14 protein-coding genes are annotated in these 17,207 nt (G+C 71.4%); 5 read left to right on the top strand and 9 right to left on the bottom strand.

Annotated features, from left to right (window positions below; genetic code table 11):
• Positions 1–7: 7 nt before the first annotated feature.
• The 4 genes from HEP81_RS28370 to HEP81_RS28385 form a co-directional block, all read right to left on the bottom strand.
• Positions 8–1,678, bottom strand: a complete 1,671-nt coding sequence (locus tag HEP81_RS28370) for an alkaline phosphatase D family protein (protein ID WP_037653123.1) — start codon at positions 1,676–1,678, stop codon at positions 8–10.
• Positions 1,679–1,807: 129 nt separating this feature from the next.
• A complete protein-coding gene (locus tag HEP81_RS28375; RefSeq protein ID WP_037653267.1) occupies positions 1,808–2,617 on the bottom strand; it encodes a thioredoxin domain-containing protein in 810 nt (269 codons plus the stop codon).
• A 68-nt stretch (positions 2,618–2,685) separates the two neighbouring features.
• Positions 2,686–3,369, bottom strand: a complete 684-nt coding sequence (locus HEP81_RS28380) for a hypothetical protein (protein ID WP_037653125.1) — start codon at positions 3,367–3,369, stop codon at positions 2,686–2,688.
• A gap of 89 nt (positions 3,370–3,458) precedes the next feature.
• Positions 3,459–4,784 (bottom strand): DUF2252 domain-containing protein, encoded by a 1,326-nt coding sequence (locus HEP81_RS28385; protein WP_037653127.1) that lies wholly within the window; start codon positions 4,782–4,784, stop codon positions 3,459–3,461.
• A 223-nt stretch (positions 4,785–5,007) separates the two neighbouring features.
• Here HEP81_RS28385 and dnaE point away from each other — a divergent pair, with 223 nt between their 5' ends.
• Complete coding sequence (gene dnaE / locus HEP81_RS28390; RefSeq protein WP_037653129.1) at positions 5,008–8,547, top strand: DNA polymerase III subunit alpha; 3,540 nt, start codon at positions 5,008–5,010, stop codon at positions 8,545–8,547.
• Between the two features lie 81 nt (positions 8,548–8,628).
• Here dnaE and HEP81_RS28395 read toward each other — a convergent pair whose 3' ends face one another.
• Positions 8,629–8,811, bottom strand: coding sequence for a hypothetical protein (locus HEP81_RS28395; protein ID WP_037653130.1), 183 nt, complete (start codon positions 8,809–8,811; stop codon positions 8,629–8,631).
• Positions 8,812–9,036: 225 nt separating this feature from the next.
• On the opposite strand from HEP81_RS28395, the gene HEP81_RS28400 reads away from it, so the two are divergent.
• The 4 genes from HEP81_RS28400 to HEP81_RS28415 all read left to right on the top strand — a co-directional run bounded on the left by HEP81_RS28400 (position 9,037) and on the right by HEP81_RS28415 (position 13,026).
• On the top strand, positions 9,037–10,257 hold the full coding sequence (locus HEP81_RS28400; protein WP_037653133.1) for an NYN domain-containing protein: 1,221 nt from the start codon (positions 9,037–9,039) through the stop codon (positions 10,255–10,257).
• A 115-nt stretch (positions 10,258–10,372) separates the two neighbouring features.
• Complete coding sequence (locus HEP81_RS28405) at positions 10,373–11,386, top strand: ABC transporter ATP-binding protein (RefSeq protein ID WP_037653134.1); 1,014 nt, start codon at positions 10,373–10,375, stop codon at positions 11,384–11,386.
• A 124-nt stretch (positions 11,387–11,510) separates the two neighbouring features.
• Positions 11,511–12,335: an ABC transporter permease gene (locus tag HEP81_RS28410; protein ID WP_037653135.1), complete on the top strand. Its 825-nt coding sequence runs from the start codon at positions 11,511–11,513 to the stop codon at positions 12,333–12,335.
• Positions 12,336–12,369: 34 nt separating this feature from the next.
• Complete coding sequence (locus tag HEP81_RS28415) at positions 12,370–13,026, top strand: hypothetical protein (protein ID WP_037653136.1); 657 nt, start codon at positions 12,370–12,372, stop codon at positions 13,024–13,026.
• Between the two features lie 26 nt (positions 13,027–13,052).
• On the opposite strand, the gene ybaK is transcribed toward HEP81_RS28415, so the two are convergent.
• From ybaK to HEP81_RS28435, 4 genes are all read right to left on the bottom strand, one after another.
• Positions 13,053–13,556 (bottom strand): Cys-tRNA(Pro) deacylase, encoded by a 504-nt coding sequence (gene ybaK, locus HEP81_RS28420; protein ID WP_037653139.1) that lies wholly within the window; start codon positions 13,554–13,556, stop codon positions 13,053–13,055.
• A gap of 12 nt (positions 13,557–13,568) precedes the next feature.
• Entirely contained in the window at positions 13,569–14,309 is a 741-nt protein-coding gene (locus HEP81_RS28425) for an LON peptidase substrate-binding domain-containing protein (protein ID WP_037653141.1), read from the bottom strand.
• A gap of 11 nt (positions 14,310–14,320) precedes the next feature.
• Positions 14,321–15,406, bottom strand: coding sequence for a hypothetical protein (locus HEP81_RS28430; RefSeq protein WP_243279619.1), 1,086 nt, complete (start codon positions 15,404–15,406; stop codon positions 14,321–14,323).
• Positions 15,407–15,565: 159 nt separating this feature from the next.
• Entirely contained in the window at positions 15,566–17,143 is a 1,578-nt protein-coding gene (locus tag HEP81_RS28435; RefSeq protein WP_037653142.1) for a hypothetical protein, read from the bottom strand.
• Between the last annotated feature and the right edge of the window lie 64 nt (positions 17,144–17,207).

Raw genomic sequence — 17,207 nt, forward strand, 5'->3', positions numbered from 1 at the left:
AAAGACCCTAGACCGGGTCGTAGGTGCGCTCGACCTTCTGTGTGCCGGTGCGGGTGCGGTACGAGCGCTCCCACTTGACGGTGGCGTTCTGGTCGGTGCGGTCGGAGAGGACGTAGTAGTCCATCTGGGCGCGGTCGGTGGTGATGTCGAGCACGCCGAAGCCGTGCCGGTCGGTGTCCACCCAGTGGACGTGCCGGTTGGCGGCCTCGATGAGCGGCGCGGCGGCCGTGGAGACGAGGCCCTCGGGGACCTTGACGATGTCGTCGAGGTTGTCGGAGGTCACCGAGGTGATGACGAACTCGGTGGCGGCCGACTCCGACAGCGGGTAGGTGCCCGCGTCCACCGGCACGTCGTTGGCCCAGGACATGTGGATGTCACCGGTCAGGAAGACGGTGTTGCCGATGTTGTTCGACGTCAGGTGGTCGAGGAGTTCCCGGCGGTCGTGGGTGTAGCCGTCCCACTGGTCGGTGTTGACGCCTATGCCGCCCTGCGGCAGGTCGAGCAGCTGGGCGAGCGGCTTGAGCAGGTCCGCGGTGAGGGAGCCGATGACGAACGGCGCGATCATCACCGAGTTGCCGACCAGCCGCCACTTGGTGTCGGACGCCTTCAGGCCCGCCTTCAGCCAGTCGAGCTGGGCCCGGCCGGTGATGGTGCGGCTCGCGTCGTCCACCGAGCCGCTGGTGCCGGACACCTGCTGGGAGCGGAAGGAGCGCAGGTCCAGCAGGGACAGGTCGGCGAGCTTGCCGAAGCGCAGCCGCCGGTAGGTGGTGCCCTCGATCGCCGGGCGTACCGGCATCCACTCGAAGTAGGCCTGCTTGGCGGCGGCCTTGCGGGCGGTCCAGGTGCCCTCGGCGCCCTCGGTGTGGTTGACCGCGCCGCCCGACCACGCGTTGTCGGCGAACTCGTGGTCGTCCCAGATCGCGATGACCGGCGCCTTCAGGTGCAGGGCCTGGAGGTCGGCGTCGGTCTTGTACTTGCCGTGCCGGGTGCGGTAGTCGGCGAGCGTGATGGTCTCGTTGGTGGGGGCGTGCTGCCGGATCACCTTGCCGCGGGCCGCGTACTCGCCGGACTTGTACTCGTAGATGTAGTCGCCGAGGTGCAGCCAGGCGTCGAGGTCGCCCCGCGCCGCGAGGTGGCGGTACGAGGAGAAGTAGCCGGCCTCCCAGTTGGCACAGGTGACCACGCCGAAGCGGAGCCCGGAGACGTCCGCGGTGGCGGCCGGGGCGGTGCGGGTGCGCGCGACGGGCGAGTCGGTGCCGCCGCAGGAGAAGCGGAACCAGTAGTCATTGGCCGGCTGGAGGCCGCGGATGTCCGCCTTCACCGTGTGGTCCGAGGCGGCCGTCGCGGTGGTGGAGCCCTTGCTGACGACCTGGGTGAGCGCCTTGTCGGTGGCGACGACCCAGCTCACCACGGTGTCCGGGCCGATACCGGAGCCGGGAGTGGCGTCCGGGGTCGGGGTGATGCGGGTCCACAGCAGGATGCCGTCGGGCAGCGGGTCACCGGAGGCCACACCGTGCAGGAAGGCGGGGGCCTGACCGGAGGCGCGGGCGGGCAGGGCGGCGGCGAGCGGCCCGGCCAGCACAGCCGTCGCCGCCGCGGCCTTGACGACCGTACGGCGGCGAGGGGAAGGGGAGTTGAGGCCCTGGGAGGCCGGGAGTGATCTGTTTCGACTGGTCACGGCCGATCAGGTTACCGAGCGGTAGAACAAAAGAGCGAGCGAACAAGGAATGTTCGCCCGCTCTTCACCGAGCCGTCGGTTTTCGAAGGGGTGCCGGCACCCTGGAGTGCGTCGGCCGGGAGGGAGTCGTCAGCCCTTGACGGCCGCGTCGATGACCTTGTTGAACTCGTCCACCGACGTGATCATGTTGCCGCCGTTGAGCTGCTTGCCGTCCATGACGAAGGCCGGAGTGCCGGTCACGCCGTCCTTGTTGTTGTCGAACTGCTTCGACATGTTCACCGCCCAGGCGTCATAGGTGCCCTTCTTGACGGCGTTCTGGAAGGTGACGTTGCCCTTCAGCGCCGGGACGGTGTCGGCGATCTTGATGAGGTAGTTGTCGTCCTTGAACTTGTCGTCGTTCTCGTCCGGGTGCCACTTCGTGGAGTACAGCGCGGACTTGTAGTCCAGGAACGCCTCGGGGCTGATGTTCAGCGCGGCGCCGAGCGCGCTCAGCGCGTTCTTGGAGCCCACACCGTTGTCATGGGCGTCCAGGAACGTGGCGCCCACGTACTGGTACTTGAACTTGCCGTCGTCGATGTCCTTGTGCAGCGTCGAGCCGACCGTCTGCTCGAACTGGGCGCACACCGGGCAGCGCGGGTCCTCGTACATCTTGAGGGTCTTCTTGGCGCTCGCCTTGCCGATGACGACCGTGGCGCCCTTGGCGCCCTCGGTGTGGGCCGGGGCGACGACCTTCGCGTTCTTCAGACCCTCCCAGTAGCTGGGCTTGTTGGCCTGGACGACGGCGTAGCCGATGCCGCCCGCGGCCGCGAGCGCGACCACGACGCCGCCGGCCACGAACGCCTGGCGCCTGGCCTTGTCGCGCTTGGCCTGGCGCTCGCGCTCCACGCGCAGCCGCTCCCGGGCCGCGTTCTTCGACGCCTGGCTGTTCCGCTTGCTCATCTGGGTGTTCTCCCTGGGGGTCGCGCAGTTGCCCTGCGCGGGGTACGAGTGGGGGACGGGCGCGTCGCTCACCAGGAGGCGAGCGGAGCGGCGCACGGCGGTCCACGCCGTCCCAGGGAGTGGGCGAGAAGCCGGTCACGGGCGGCGGCCCGGCGCCGGGCCGGGCGGGGCGGGCGGCCCTCCGGCAGCCGTCGTACGGCGATCGCGGCCACCGCGAGGAGCAGTGGCCGGAAGGAGGCGGCGGCCACCGCGCGCAGCAGCTGCACCAGGGCGCGCTCGCCCCGGCGCAGCCAGGCGGCGGCCAGCAGGCTCACGCCGATGTGCGCGGCGAGCAGCAGCCAGGCGGTGGCCGGGGAGGCGTTCGCCAGCACCCCGGCGGCCTGCCCGCGGCCCACCTGGGCCAGCGGGGTGCCCACCGCGCCGCCGTGGCACAGCAGGTCGAACCCGAAGGCGTGCAGGGGGCCGGCGACCGGGCCGCCCGCCCGGCCGTAACAGGTCTGCTGGCCGGTGGTGAACACCGTGTCCGCGGCCAGTTCCAGCGGCACCAGCAGGGCCGCGATCCGGCCGAAGCCGCGCTCGCGGCCCGCCAGCGCGTACGCGCCGGTGAAGACACCGGCGGCGACCGCGGCCACGGTCGCGGCCGGCAGCGGGGTCCGGGACAGCAGCACGTGCGACGCGGTGCCGAGGGTCACGACGAAGGCCGTGAACAGCACCGCGCGAACGGCTCTGAGGTAGGTCCCGGATATGTCCATAGCGATAGCAGAGTCTGTCACGAACCGGAGTAAGGGACCCCTAAAGGGGGCCTGTGAGTACGCGCACGCCACCGCCTCGGCGGGGCGCTCTACAGCCCCGGGATCCGGCCGTTGCGGAACAGGTCCACGAAGATCTGGTGGTCCGCGCGGGCCCGTGCGCCGTACGTGTGCGCGAAGTCCACCAGCAGGGGCGCGAAGCCCTCCTCGTGGGCCGCGATCGCCGCGTCGATGGCGCGCTCGGTGGAGAAGGGCACCAGGGACTCGCCGGAGGTGTCGTCCGCCGCCGCGTGCATGGCGGCCGTGGCCCGGCCCAGGTCGGCCACGACCAGCGCGATCTCCTCCGGGTCGTCGAGATCGCTCCAGTCCAGATCGACCGCGTACGGCGAGATCTCGGCGACCAGCTGGCCCGCGCCGTCCAGCTCGGTCCAGCCCAGCCACGGGTCGGCGTGCGCCTGGAGGGCGCGCTGGGAGATCACCGTGCGGTGGCCCTCGTGCTGGAAGTACCCGGCGACGGCCGGATCGGTGATGTGCCGGGAGACGGCCGGGGTCTGGGCCTGCTTGATGTAGATCACGACGTCGTTCTCCAGGGCGTCGCTGTGGCCCTCCAGGAGGATGTTGTACGACGGCAGCCCGGCCGAGCCGATGCCGACGCCCCGGCGGCCCACGACGTCCTTGACCCGGTAGGAGTCCGGGCGGGCCAGGGAGGAGTCGGGCAGCGTCTCCAGATAGCCGTCGAAGGCCGCGAGGATCTTGTAGCGGTCGGCCGCGTCCAGCTCGACGGTGCCGGGACCCGACGCGAACCTGCGTTCAAAGTCGCGGATCTCGGTCATCGAGTCCAGCAGTTCGAACCGGGTGAGCGAGCGGGCCGCGCGCAGCGCGCCGAGCAGCGGGCCCTCCGCGGTGTCCAGGGTGAACGGCGGCACCTCGTCGCTCTTGGCGCCGGTGGCCAGGGCGTGGATCCGCTCCCGGTACGCGTCCGCGTAGACCGTCACCAGCTCGGTGATCTGCTCGTCGCTCAGCGCCTTGGCGTACCCGAGGAGCGCGATCGAGGCGGCGAAGCGCTTCAGGTCCCAGGTGAAGGGGCCGACGTACGCCTCGTCGAAGTCGTTGACGTTGAACACCAGGCGGCCGTACGAGTCCATGTACGTGCCGAAGTTCTCCGCGTGCAGGTCGCCGTGGATCCACACCCGCGAGGTGCGGTCGTCCAGGTAGGGGCCGCCCCGCCGCTCGGCGTCGAGGTCGTGGTAGAAGAGGCACGCCGTGCCCCGGTAGAACGCGAAGGCCGAGGCCGCCATCTTCCGGAACTTCACCCGGAACGCGGCCGGGTCGGCGGCCAGGAGCCTGCCGAAGGCGGTGTCGAATACGGCGAGGATCTCCTCGCCGCGCTGCTCGGCGCTGAGCTTAGGGACCGACATCGCGGGATGCCTCCTGGTGCGGGAGTGGTGCGTCACTGTGTGTCCATGGATACGACAGCGCTTTCGCCGTCTCCAACGGGCGACGCGGCGCGGGAGTGCCCGGTTCCCGACCGACGTACGCGGGGATCCACTCCGGCTGTCAGTGCCAGGGCATAGGATTCGACGCTGTCCCCCAGAGTGTCCGCCCGCCCGTCGCCTGACGTTCTCCGTTGGAGGCCAAACCGTGTCAAAGCCGCCGTTCACGCACCTGCACGTCCACACCCAGTACTCGCTGCTGGACGGTGCCGCGCGGCTGAAGGACATGTTCAATGCCTGCAATGAAATGGGCATGACGCACATCGCCATGTCCGACCACGGCAACCTCCACGGGGCGTACGACTTCTTCCACACGGCCCAGAAGTCCGGGGTCACGCCGATCATCGGGATCGAGGCCTATGTGGCCCCCGAGTCCCGGCGCAACAAGCGCAAGATCCAGTGGGGCCAGCCGCACCAGAAGCGCGACGACGTCTCCGGTTCCGGTGGTTACACCCACAAGACGATGTGGGCGGTGAACCGCACCGGTCTGCACAACCTCTTCCGGCTGTCCTCCGACGCGTACGCCGAGGGCTGGCTCCAGAAGTGGCCCCGGATGGACAAGGAGACCATCTCCCAGTGGTCCGAGGGCATCGTCGCCTCCACCGGCTGCCCCTCCGGCGAGCTCCAGACCCGGCTGCGCCTCGGCCAGTTCGACGAGGCACTCAAGGCCGCCAGCGAGTACCAGGACATCTTCGGCAAGGACAAGTACTTCCTGGAGCTGATGGACCACGGCATCGAGATCGAGCACCGGGTCCGCGACGGCCTCCTGGAGATCGGCAAGAAGCTCGGCATCCCCCCGCTGGTCACCAACGACTCGCACTACACGTACGCCCATGAGGCGACCGCCCATGACGCGCTGCTGTGCATCCAGACCGGCAAGAACCTCTCCGACCCGGACCGCTTCAAGTTCGACGGCACCGGCTACTACCTGAAGTCCACGGACGAGATGTACGCCATCGACTCCTCGGACGCCTGGCAGCAGGGCTGCGCCAACACGCTCCTGGTGGCCGAGATGGTCGACACCACCGGCATGTTCGAGAAGCGCGACCTGATGCCGAAGTTCGACATCCCCGAGGGCTACACCGAGGTCACCTGGTTCAAGGAGGAGGTCAGCCGGGGCATGCAGCGCCGCTTCCCCGGCGGCATCCCCGAGGACCGCCAGAAGCAGGCCGACTACGAGATGGACGTCATCATCTCGATGGGCTTCCCCGGCTACTTCCTCGTGGTCGCCGACTTCATCATGTGGGCCAAGAACAACGGCATCGCGGTCGGCCCCGGCCGAGGCTCCGCGGCCGGTTCGATCGTCGCCTACGCCATGGGCATCACCGACCTCGACCCGATCCCGCACGGCCTGATCTTCGAGCGGTTCCTCAACCCCGAGCGCATCTCGATGCCCGATGTCGACATCGACTTCGACGAGCGCCGGCGCGTCGAGGTGATCCGGTACGTCACCGAGAAGTACGGCGCCGACAAGGTCGCCATGATCGGCACCTACGGCACCATCAAGGCCAAGAACGCGATCAAGGACTCGGCGCGCGTGCTGGGCTACCCGTACGCGATGGGCGACCGCATCACCAAGGCCATGCCCGCCGACGTCCTCGGCAAGGGCATCCCGCTGTCCGGCATCACCGACCCGCAGCACCCCCGCTACTCGGAGGCGGGCGAGGTCCGGGGAATGTACGAGAACGAACCGGACGTGAAGAAGGTCATCGACACCGCGCGCGGCGTGGAGGGCCTGGTCCGGCAGATGGGTGTGCACGCGGCCGGCGTGATCATGTCCAGCGAGACCATCACCGACCACGTCCCGGTCTGGGTCCGGCACACCGACGGCGTGACCATCACACAGTGGGACTACCCGAGCTGTGAGTCGCTCGGCCTGCTGAAGATGGACTTCCTGGGCCTGCGCAACCTCACGATCATGGACGACGCGGTCAAGATGGTGAAGGCCAACAAGGGCCTCGACATCGACCTGCTGTCCCTGCCGCTGGACGACCCCACGACCTTCGAACTGCTCCAGCGCGGCGACACCCTCGGCGTCTTCCAGTTCGACGGCGGCCCCATGCGCTCACTGCTGCGCCTGATGAAGCCCGACAACTTCGAAGACATCTCCGCCGTGTCGGCCCTGTACCGGCCGGGCCCGATGGGCATGAACTCCCACACGAACTACGCCCTGCGCAAGAACGGGCAGCAGGAGATCACGCCGATCCACCCCGAGCTGGAGGAGCCGCTCAAGGAGGTCCTGGACGTCACCTACGGCCTGATCGTCTACCAGGAGCAGGTGCAGAAGGCCGCCCAGATCATCGCCGGATACTCGCTCGGTGAGGCCGACATCCTGCGCCGCGTGATGGGCAAGAAGAAGCCCGAGGAGCTGGCGAAGAACTTCACCATCTTCCAGGGCGGTGCCCGCAAGAACGGCTACAGCGACGAGGCCATCCAGGCGCTGTGGGACGTGCTGGTCCCGTTCGCCGGCTACGCGTTCAACAAGGCGCACTCGGCCGCGTACGGCCTGGTGTCGTACTGGACCGCCTACCTCAAGGCCAACCACCCCGCCGAGTACATGGCCGGACTGCTGACCTCCGTCAAGGACGACAAGGACAAGTCGGCGGTCTACCTCAACGAGTGCCGCCGCATGGGCATCCGGGTGCTGCCGCCGAACGTCAACGAGTCGGAGTCCAACTTCGCCGCCCAGGGTGACGACGTGATCCTCTTCGGCCTCTCCGCGGTGCGCAACGTGGGCACCAACGTGGTCGAGTCGATCATCAAGTGCCGCAAGGCCAAGGGGAAGTACGCCTCCTTCCCCGACTACCTCGACAAGGTCGAGGCGGTCGTCTGCAACAAGCGCACCACCGAGTCGCTGATCAAGGCCGGCGCGTTCGACACCATGGGGCACACCCGCAAGGGCCTCACCGCGCAGTACGAGCCGATGATCGACAACGTGGTCGCGGTCAAGCGCAAGGAGGCCGAGGGCCAGTTCGACCTCTTCGGCGGCATGGGCGACGACAGCGCGGACGAGCCCGGCTTCGGTCTCGACGTGCAGTTCACCGACGACGAGTGGGACAAGACCTATCTACTCGCCCAGGAGCGGGAGATGCTCGGTCTGTACGTCTCCGACCACCCGCTGTTCGGCCTCGAACACGTGCTGTCCGACAAGGCCGACGCGGGCATCTCCCAGCTCACCGGCGGCGAGCACGCGGACGGCGCGGTGGTCACCATCGGCGGCATCATCTCGGGCCTCCAGCGCAAGATGACCAAGCAGGGCAACGCCTGGGCGATCGCCACCGTCGAGGACCTCGCGGGCTCCATCGAGTGCATGTTCTTCCCGGCCACCTATCAGCTGGTGTCGACCCAACTGGTCGAGGACGCCGTGGTGTTCGTCAAGGGCCGCCTCGACAAGCGCGAGGACGTGCCCCGGCTCGTCGCCATGGAACTGATGGTGCCGGACCTGTCCAACGCGGGCGCCAACGCGCCGGTGGTCCTCACCATCCCGGCGACCCGGGTCACCCCGCCCATGGTCAGCCGCCTCGGCGAGATCCTCAGCCACCACAAGGGCGACAGCGAGGTGCGGATCAAGCTCCAGGGGCCCCGCAAGACCACGGTGCTGCGCCTGGACCGGCACCGGGTCAAGCCCGACCCGGCGCTCTTCGGCGACCTGAAGGTGCTGCTCGGCCCGTCCTGTCTCGCGGGCTGAGCCGGCTCCCGGCAGCGTGAGAGGGGCGCACCCGTCAGGGGTGCGCCCCTCTTTTCTTACGCAACAGGCGTCAATCGCCCATTAGTTGTGGCCGAAGCTCTTCTGCTTCTTGCCACGCCCGGTATCACCGGAACTGCCCTGGATGTGTGTCACCGGAGACTCGTGGGCCTCCGTGGTGTGCTGCGCCTGCTCGTGAGCCTGACCGGCGTGCTGCGCGGCGCGGTTCTGCGAGCCACCCTGCTTACGGTTCTTGTTCTTGGCCATGGTGATCTGCCTCCTGCGGGGGATCTAGGGGCCAGGGCCGGATTCAGATTCACATACGCTGACATCAATCGCATGTCGGACAATTACCCTGTGTGACAGGGTAGGTTGGCGAGTAACAGCCGCAAACGCCACGCCGAAGATCGAGTTCGGGCCGTTAACCCCCGCGCGGTCGGGCAGACTCGAAGGAAGTCCGAAGCAAAACCTCCCGGGAAGAGGGTGAGTCGCGTGGACCGCTGCATCGTCCTGGTGGACGCTGGGTATCTGCTGGGCGCAGCCGCCAGCCTCCTCGCGGGCGAGCCCTCGCGGTCCCGGATCACCGTCGACCACACCGCACTGATCCAGGCGCTGCGCGACCGCGCCGAGTCCGACACCGAACGGCCGCTGCTGCGCATCTACTGGTTCGACGGCGCCCCCGACCGGGTTCCCCAGCCGGAGCACCGCCGGCTGCGGGTGATGCCCCGGGTCACCGTCCGCCTCGGCGCCCTCACCCGCAGCGACGGACGCTGGGCGCAGAAGGGCGTGGACGCCGCCATGCACGCCGAGCTGACCGAGCTGGCCCGCAACGGGGCCTGCTCCGACGTCGTCCTCGTCACCGGCGACGGCGATCTGCTGCCGGGCATGATGGCGGCCAAGGAGCACGGCGTCGCCGTACACCTGTGGGCCGTGCAGGCCGCCGACGGCGACTACAACCAGTCCGAGGACCTGGTCGCCGAGGCCGACGAGCGGCGCGTCCTGGACCGGGCCTGGATCACCCAGGCCGTCCGCGCCAAGGAACTGACCGGCGTGTGCGCCCCTCAGCCCGTGCCCCGCCCCGAGATCGCCGCGATCCTCTCCGCCCCGCTGCCCGAGTCCGCGCTCGCCGCGGCCGCCGAGCGCTCCGCCGAGCAGGAGCCGCATCCGCCGAACGGCGCCGCGGACAACGGCGGCCAGGAGCGGGTGCCCGCGGCCAAGGGCGTCCCCACCCCCAAGGACCTCGCCGCGCTGCGCGCCCCCGGTGCCGTCCAGCCCGCACCGCAGCCGACCACCGCGACCCTGCGCTGGTCCTCCGACAAGGGCTGGGTGGACCGGCCGGGCGCGGTGGCCGAACCGGCCGAGGCCGCCGCCATGCCGACGCTCGCCCAGCTGACCACGGCCGAGCAGCGCTGGGCGGACCGCGAGGAGGACATCACCACCGTCGGCGGCGACCCGTACGAGGTGGGGCAGGTCTTCGCCCGCCGCTGGATGTCCCGGCTCGGCGACCAGAGCCATCTCCAGCGGCTGTCCCAGATGTACCCGCGCATCCCGCACCGCATCGACGGAGAGCTGCTGCGCTACGCCGCCCGCTTCGGCCTGCTCGCGCACAAGGACGACCAGATCGACGAACACGACCGCTACGCCATCCGGGCAGGCTTCTGGCGAGAGTTCGACATCCCGGCCGCCGCGGAGCACGCGAACGCGGGGGAATGAGCCGACGGGGTACCGGCGAGCGCCCCGGGGGAGGGCGGGGCGGATCTTTCGGGCGGCAGAGGTTCGGGTGGCCCCAAGGGCGGGTAAAGGTCCCGACCCCGTACCCTCTTCCCTTGTGAGTACGCGCGTGGGGCAGGCACTTCGGCAGGACGAGGTCGTCCGCGTACGCGGGCTCGCCAAGACCTATCCGGCCGTCAAGGGCCGCCGCGGCGCACCCGGCACCCCCGAGGTGCGCGCCACCGACGCCCTGGAACTGACGGTGCGGCGCGGGGAGATCTTCGGACTGCTCGGCCCCAACGGCGCCGGCAAGTCCACCCTCGTACGACAGCTCACCGGGCTGCTGCGCCCCGACCGGGGCAGCGTCGAGATCCTCGGCCACGACATCGTGCGCCACCCCGAGCGGGCCGCCCGCCTCCTCGCCTACCTCGGCCAGGAGTCCACCGCCCTGGACGAGCTGACCGTCTCCCTCGCCGCCGAGACCACCGGCCGCCTGCGCGGCCTGGACGCGGCGCGGGCCCGGGCCGAGCGGGACGCCGTACTGGAGGAACTGGGGCTCACCCCGATCGCCGGGCGGCCGCTGAAGAAGCTGTCCGGCGGTCAGCGCCGGCTCGCCACCTTCGCCGCCGTCCTCGTCGGCGAGCGCCCGCTGCTGGTCCTCGACGAGCCGACCACGGGTATGGACCCGGTGGCCCGGCGCGCGGTCTGGTCCGCCGTGGACCGGCGGCGCGCCGAACACGGCACGACCGTCCTCCTCGTCACCCACAACGTCATCGAGGCCGAGACCGTCCTCGACCGGGTCGCCGTCCTCGACCGGGGCCGGGTCATCGCCTGCGACACCCCCGCCGGGCTGAAGGAACAGGTCGCGGGCGAGGTCCGGGTGGAACTGGTGTGGCGGGAGCGGGCCCCGCTGGACGTGCCCGAGGTCGCCGTGCTGCGCGAACGCGCGGTGGAGGCCGGCCGGCGCTGGACGCTTCGGCTCGCGCCCGAGGAGGCCCGCGCCGCCGTCGCCACGGTGACCGGCGGCGCCGCCTTCGCCGCCCTGGACGACTTCACCCTGGCCACGCCCAGCCTGGAGGACGTCTATCTGGCCCTCGGCGGCGCCGCCCGGCAGGGGCTGGTGAAGGCATGACGGCTGGTGAGGACATGACGGCTGGCGCAGGCATGAGCACACGGGCCGCCGTACGCGGCACGGCCGGTACGACTGCCGTGGGGAAGATCGGTACGACCGCCGTAGGGAAGAGGAGCAGCTCGTCGTGAGTGTCGTACCCGCGCAGGTTCTGCCGGACACAGCCCGGAGCGTGCCGGAGGCGGGGCCGGTCGTCGTGGCCGAGCTCGCCCCCGCGGCGCGGCTGTGGCCGTCGCTGGTGGCCGTGTACCGGGCGCAGCTGTCCCGGGCCCGGGTGGCGCGGATCCCGCTGCTGTTCGTGGCGACCTTCCAGTCCATCGGCATCACCGTGATGATGCGCGGCGTCGTCGACAACGGCTTCGAGGCGCGGTCCGTGGTGGCCGGCTCGGCCGTGCTGGTCGTCGCCTTTGTCGCGCTGAACCTGCTGGCCCAGTACTTCGGGCAGCTGCGGGCCGGCGGCGGGCTCGACCACTACGCCACGCTGCCGGTGCCGCCGGCCGCGGTGGTGCTGGGCACGGCTGCGGCGTACGCCTCCTTCACGGTGCCCGGGACACTGGTGACCGCCGTCTTCGGCTGTGTGCTCTTCGGGCTGCCGCTGGCCAACCTGTGGGTCCTGCTGGCCGTCGTGCCGCTCGCCGGGGCCGCGCTGTCCGGGCTCGGCGCGGCGCTCGGCCTGCTGGCGCCCCGCCCCGAGCTGGCCACGCTGCTCGGCCAGCTGGGCATGTCGGCGGCGCTGCTGCTCGGGGTGCTGCCGCCCGACCGGATGCCGGAGCTCGTCCGGCTGGCACGGGACCTGCTGCCCTCCACCTACGGCGTGGAGGCGTACGCCCGCACCTTCGACACCCACCCGGACTGGGCCGTCGTCCTCGCTGACCTGGGGGTGTGCGCGGGGGTCGGGGTGATCTCGCTGGCCGCGGCCGCGTGGGCGTACCGCAGGGCCGCCGTCCGGTGACGCGGCGCACAGGCCGACCTGGCACGATGGCAGGGTGACCGCACCGCTGAATCCGCCCCCGCCCCCGCACGACCACTCCGCGCACCAGGTCTGGCAGGCGCCGCCCGCCGGGGCGCCGATGGCGGGCGCCTACGAAGAGGACGGCCCCGGGATGAAGACCGAAGCGCGCGAGGCCGCCGTGCTCACCGTGCTGGTGACGGTGTGCGGGGCGCTGCTCGGGCTGCTGTGGTGGCATCTGGCGCCCCAGGTGCCCCTGGTCGGCGACCGGTCGGGCAACAGCTGGGTGGTCTATCTCAAGGACACCGAGGGGGAGCAGGCGGTCGGTGTGGACGGCACGTTCACCCTGCTGGCGCTCGCGTTCGGCGCGGTGAGCGGGCTCGCGGCGTTCCTGTGGCGCAGGCGCGGCGGAGTGCCGCTGGTCGTCGGTCTGGCGCTCGGCGGACTGCTCGGCTCCCTGCTGGCCTGGCGGCTCGGTGTGTGGCTCGGTCCCACGTCCGATGTCATCGCCCATGCCCGCGCGGTCGGCAAGAGGGTCACCTTCCCGGCCCCGCTGCGCCTGGGCGCCAAGGCCGCGCTGCTGTCCTGGCCGTTCGCCGCGGTGCTGGTCCATCTCGGCCTGACCGCGCTGTTCGGCCCCCGCGACCCCGAGCCCCAGCAGCCGGGCGAGGTACCGCTCACGCCCGCCCAGTAGGCGCCCCTCAGCCCCCGGGGCTTCCCTCAGCCCCGGCCGATGGGCGCCGACACCGCTCCGGTCAGCTCCGCCAGGTCGTCCGGCGCCAGCTCCACCTCCAGGCCCCGCCGCCCCGCCGACACACAGATCGTGGCGTGGGTGAGGGCCGAGTCGTCCAGGACGGTGGGCAGCCTCTTGCGCTGGCCGAGCGGGGAGATCCCGCCGCGGACGTAACCGGTGGTGCGCTCGGCGAGGGTCGGATCGGCCATGGCGGCGCGCTTGCCGCCCACCGCCGAGGCCAGGGCCTTCAGATCGAGGGTGCCCGCGACCGGGACGACCCCGACGACGAGGTTGCCGTCCACGTCGGCCACCAGGGTCTTGAAGACGCGGTCGGGGGAGACGCCCATCGCCTCCGCCGCCTCCTCGCCGTAGGAGGGGTGGGAGGGGTCGTGGTCGTAGGCGTGGACCGTGAACTCCACGCCCGCCGCGCTCAGCGCCACCGTCGCCGGGGTACCGCCGGACTGCTGCTGCTTCTTCGACTTCTTCGCCATGAGGTGGTGGACTCAGTTCAGACTGGTCGGCGTCCGCGTCAGCTCGAACGCGGGCAGCGACGGCAGATTACGGATGATGGCGGTCTCGCCGCGCAGGAGCCGCAGTTCGTCCCGCAGCCGGGACGCGGTGTCCGGCGCCTGGAGCAGCCGCTGCTTGGTAGGCGTGTCGTGCACCATGGCGGCCGCCACCAGGTACGACACCACGCTCGGGTCGTCCGGCAGCTCCGCGCTGGTCGCGAGCGACCGCTCCCGGGCCCCCGCCAGCCGCTTCTGGTACTGCCTGAAGGCCCGCAGCACGCCCTCCGCGAGCGCCCCCGCCTCGTCGCCCGGCTCCTCCGCCAGCTCCTCCAGTTCGGCCGTCAGATAGGGCCCTGAGGCGTCCACGGACAGCAGCCGCACCCGGGTCGTACCGGTCGCGAGCACCTCGAAGGTGCCGCCGGGGCGCTCCCGGACGGTCGCCGCGTCCGCGATACAGCCCATCTGGTGGAAGGCCGCGAGCGGGTCCGGGCCGAAGCCCGCGGCCGGGCCCCGCTCGGGCTCCGCCGTGGGGTCGGGCATGCCGGGGGCGCTGGGCGCCACCTCGTACCCGTCGCGGATGGCCACGACGGCGAACCGCCGAGGCTCCTCCTCGGGGGTCTTCAGCAGCTCGCGCATCATGGCGCGATAACGCTCCTCGAAGACGTTCAGCGGCAGCACGAGTCCCGGGAAGAGGACCGTGTTCAGCGGGAAGAGCGGCAGACGGACGGTGGTCACGGCGCCCCAGCCTAATGGTCGGCGACGCGGGCGTGTCCGCGGTGCCCGGGCAGAAGGTCCTCGGGCACCGGCAGCAGCCCGGCCGGAACCGGTGCCCCGCCGCCCGACAGCAGGTGCTCGCGCAGCCGCAGGAAGTGGCCGAGCGGGTCGTCCGAGAACCGGTCCCAGGGGCAGGAGGTCACATAGGGGCCGATCAGCCGCAGCAGGGCGCGGGCGTCCTCGGGGCGGTCCAGGCGCAGCAGCACGTAGAGCAGCTTGTTGCGCACCCCGGCGGGCCAGGGATCGGCCGCAGCGAACCGCGCCGACAGGGTTATCGCCCGGTCGGCCGCCGAGTCCAGCCGCTGCCGCGGCACCCCGGGCCCGCCGCCCTCGGTCAGATAGCCGTACGCGGCCCACGCGGGCAGCATCTGCACCAGCGAGTCCGCCGGCGCGTCCTGCGCGGCCAGTTCGGCGAAGTCGAAGCACGCGCGGTGCGCGGCGCTCGGCACATGCGGGGTGTCCCCGAAGCGGACGCAGCAGAACGCGCCCAGATAGCGCAGGGCTGCCACATGGCAGCCGTAGTGGTGCGGGGCGCGGCGCAGCGCCGCCTCCCACAGTTCCTCGAAGTAGCGGTGCCCGGCCCGTGAGCCGCGCGCGTGGTCCAGCGCGATCCGCCAGGGCACCGGGTCCCGGTCGTCGGCCCGCGCGGCGGCCGTGATCAGCGGGCTGACCTCGCGCAGCAGTTCGGCGCGGGCCGGCGAGGACCACACCCGGTCCACCGCCAGCTGGGCCGCGACCAGCAGGGCGCCGGGGTCGTCCGGCTCGGCCGCCCGCCAGTCCTCGAACCACTCCGAGCGCAGCAGGGCGAACGCGGCCAGCCGCCGGGCGTACCGGTCGTGGTTCTCCCACTCGGCCGCGGCCCGGGTGCCGGCCAGCAGCTCGGCCGCGGCCCGGTACTCGCCCCGCCCGGCGGCGACCAGCGCGGGCGAGAGCCGGTCGTCGGGCGCGTCGAGCACGGCCTCGTCCCCGGAAGGAATCCCCTCGGGTGGGCGCGCGGAATGTCGGGACATCCAGGAGCGGCGGATGAACGCGGGCAGCGGAACCATGGTGCGGACCATTGAAAGTCCGCTGGTCGGGGCTGCGCCAGGGTCTTGAGGGAAGTCATGGAAGGTTGTACGGCCAAGGGTCAAGGACCGGTAAAGGGCGACTGTTCGACTTTTGTACGACGTGTGGGGTCAAGGGCACTCTTTACGCACATGACCGCACATGCCCGCACATCAGCCGCGCCGCAGCAGCCGGCTCGCCCCCGCCGCCACCGTCGTCGCCAGGACCCAGCCCAGCAAGATCATCGCGGCCGACAGCCACACCCAGGGGCCGCGCAGCTGCCACTCACCGACCTGGCCGAGGTCGATCACCGGCAGCAGCAGGTCCAGCGTGAACAGGGCCGGGCTCCAGTAGGGGTGCTCGTCGTGGTTCGTCGGCGGGTGCGCGGCATGTGAGAAGGCGAGGGTGCCCGCCGCCCAGAGCACCGCCATCCACACCGCGGCGCGGCCGGGCCGGTAGCCGTAGGCGACCGTCAGGTCCTGGACGTAGCCCCAGAGCTTGCCCGCCAGCGGCAGTGTCTCCCGGCGCCTGCGCTGCTTGGCGAGCAGCACCTCCCGGGCGTCCTCGTCCTCCCCGGCCTCGCGCAGCACCGAGGCCAGGCGCTCGTACGGCTCCGGGGCGTACTCGGCGGTGGCCGCGGCGATCCAGTCCAGGCGCCGGGCCAGCGGGAACGGGCCCTGCGGCACCAGGTTCTCGTAGGCGAAGCCGCCCATGTGCAGCCGTCCGGCGCCCGGCCAGGCGCCCGCGCGGTCCACCAGGTTCATGATCTGCGCCCCGGACAGCACCACCTTGCCGCGCCCCGGACCGTCCCCGAGGAAGCGCAGCTCGGGCGCGTGCACCCGGCGCAGCGACAGCTCCTGGTCGTCGGTGAGGGTGAACCGGGCCCGCTCCAGGTCCACCGCGTCCCCGAACCGCCCGTCGTCCAGCCGGAGCCCGCCCTGGCACTCGAACCGCTGGATCCGGGTGCCGCGCGCCGGTGTGGTCCCGCTGAGCAGCGGGTTCCCCACGCCGGCCGGGGTCAGGTACAGGGTGCGCTCCACGCTGAGCTGGGGCGCGTTCAGGGCCTGCCGGGAGTACGGGTTGGACAGGCGCGCGCCGCGCAGGCTCAGCGACACCCCGATCTGGGCGCCGCGCAGCCGCAGCTCGCCGTGCGACTCCAGCAGCTCCGCCTGGAGGTCCTGGCCGACATTGAGGCCGTCCGCGGAGATCGAGCGCCCGCTGCGGTCCCGGTACACGATCGCCTGGTTGAGCAGCAGATCGGTGCCGATGTGCGCGTCGGTCAGCCGGACACCGTTCTGGAAGCGGCAGCGCGGCAGATGCAGATCGCCCTCGGTGTGCACCCGGGCCGCCTCCAGGCGCGGCACCGAGCAGTTCACCAGGCGCAGCGTGCTGAACCGCGCCTCCGGCACCAGCACCTGTTCGTCGAAGCGGCAGTCGCGCAGCTCGACGTACGGCTGCACGGTGCCGCCCGCCAGGTCCAGGGCGCCCATGACGCGCACCCCGGCGAGCTTGAGCGCGGACACCCGCCCGGCGAGCGCCGGCGGCCCGTCCAGCAGCAGCCAGGCGATGATGCGCGCCCGCACGGACCGCTCGGGCCCCCAGGGATGCCCGCCGTGCGGATCGTCCACGACGGAGTCGCCGCTGCTCAGGTCGTACACACTGCCGTTGCGGAAGGCCTGCCACATGCCCGCTTCGGCCGCGGTCAGGTCGTCCGGCAGGTCCCCGGCGGCGAAGCCGGTCCCCTCGGTCACCGCTGTTCCTTCTTTCTCCGCTGTTCGGGTGGTTCGTCCAGCCGTTGATGCCCGCTGAGTGACG

The organism is Streptomyces griseofuscus (genome assembly GCF_014673495.1).
GTDB classification, from domain to species: Bacteria; Actinomycetota; Actinomycetes; order Streptomycetales; family Streptomycetaceae; genus Streptomyces; species Streptomyces murinus.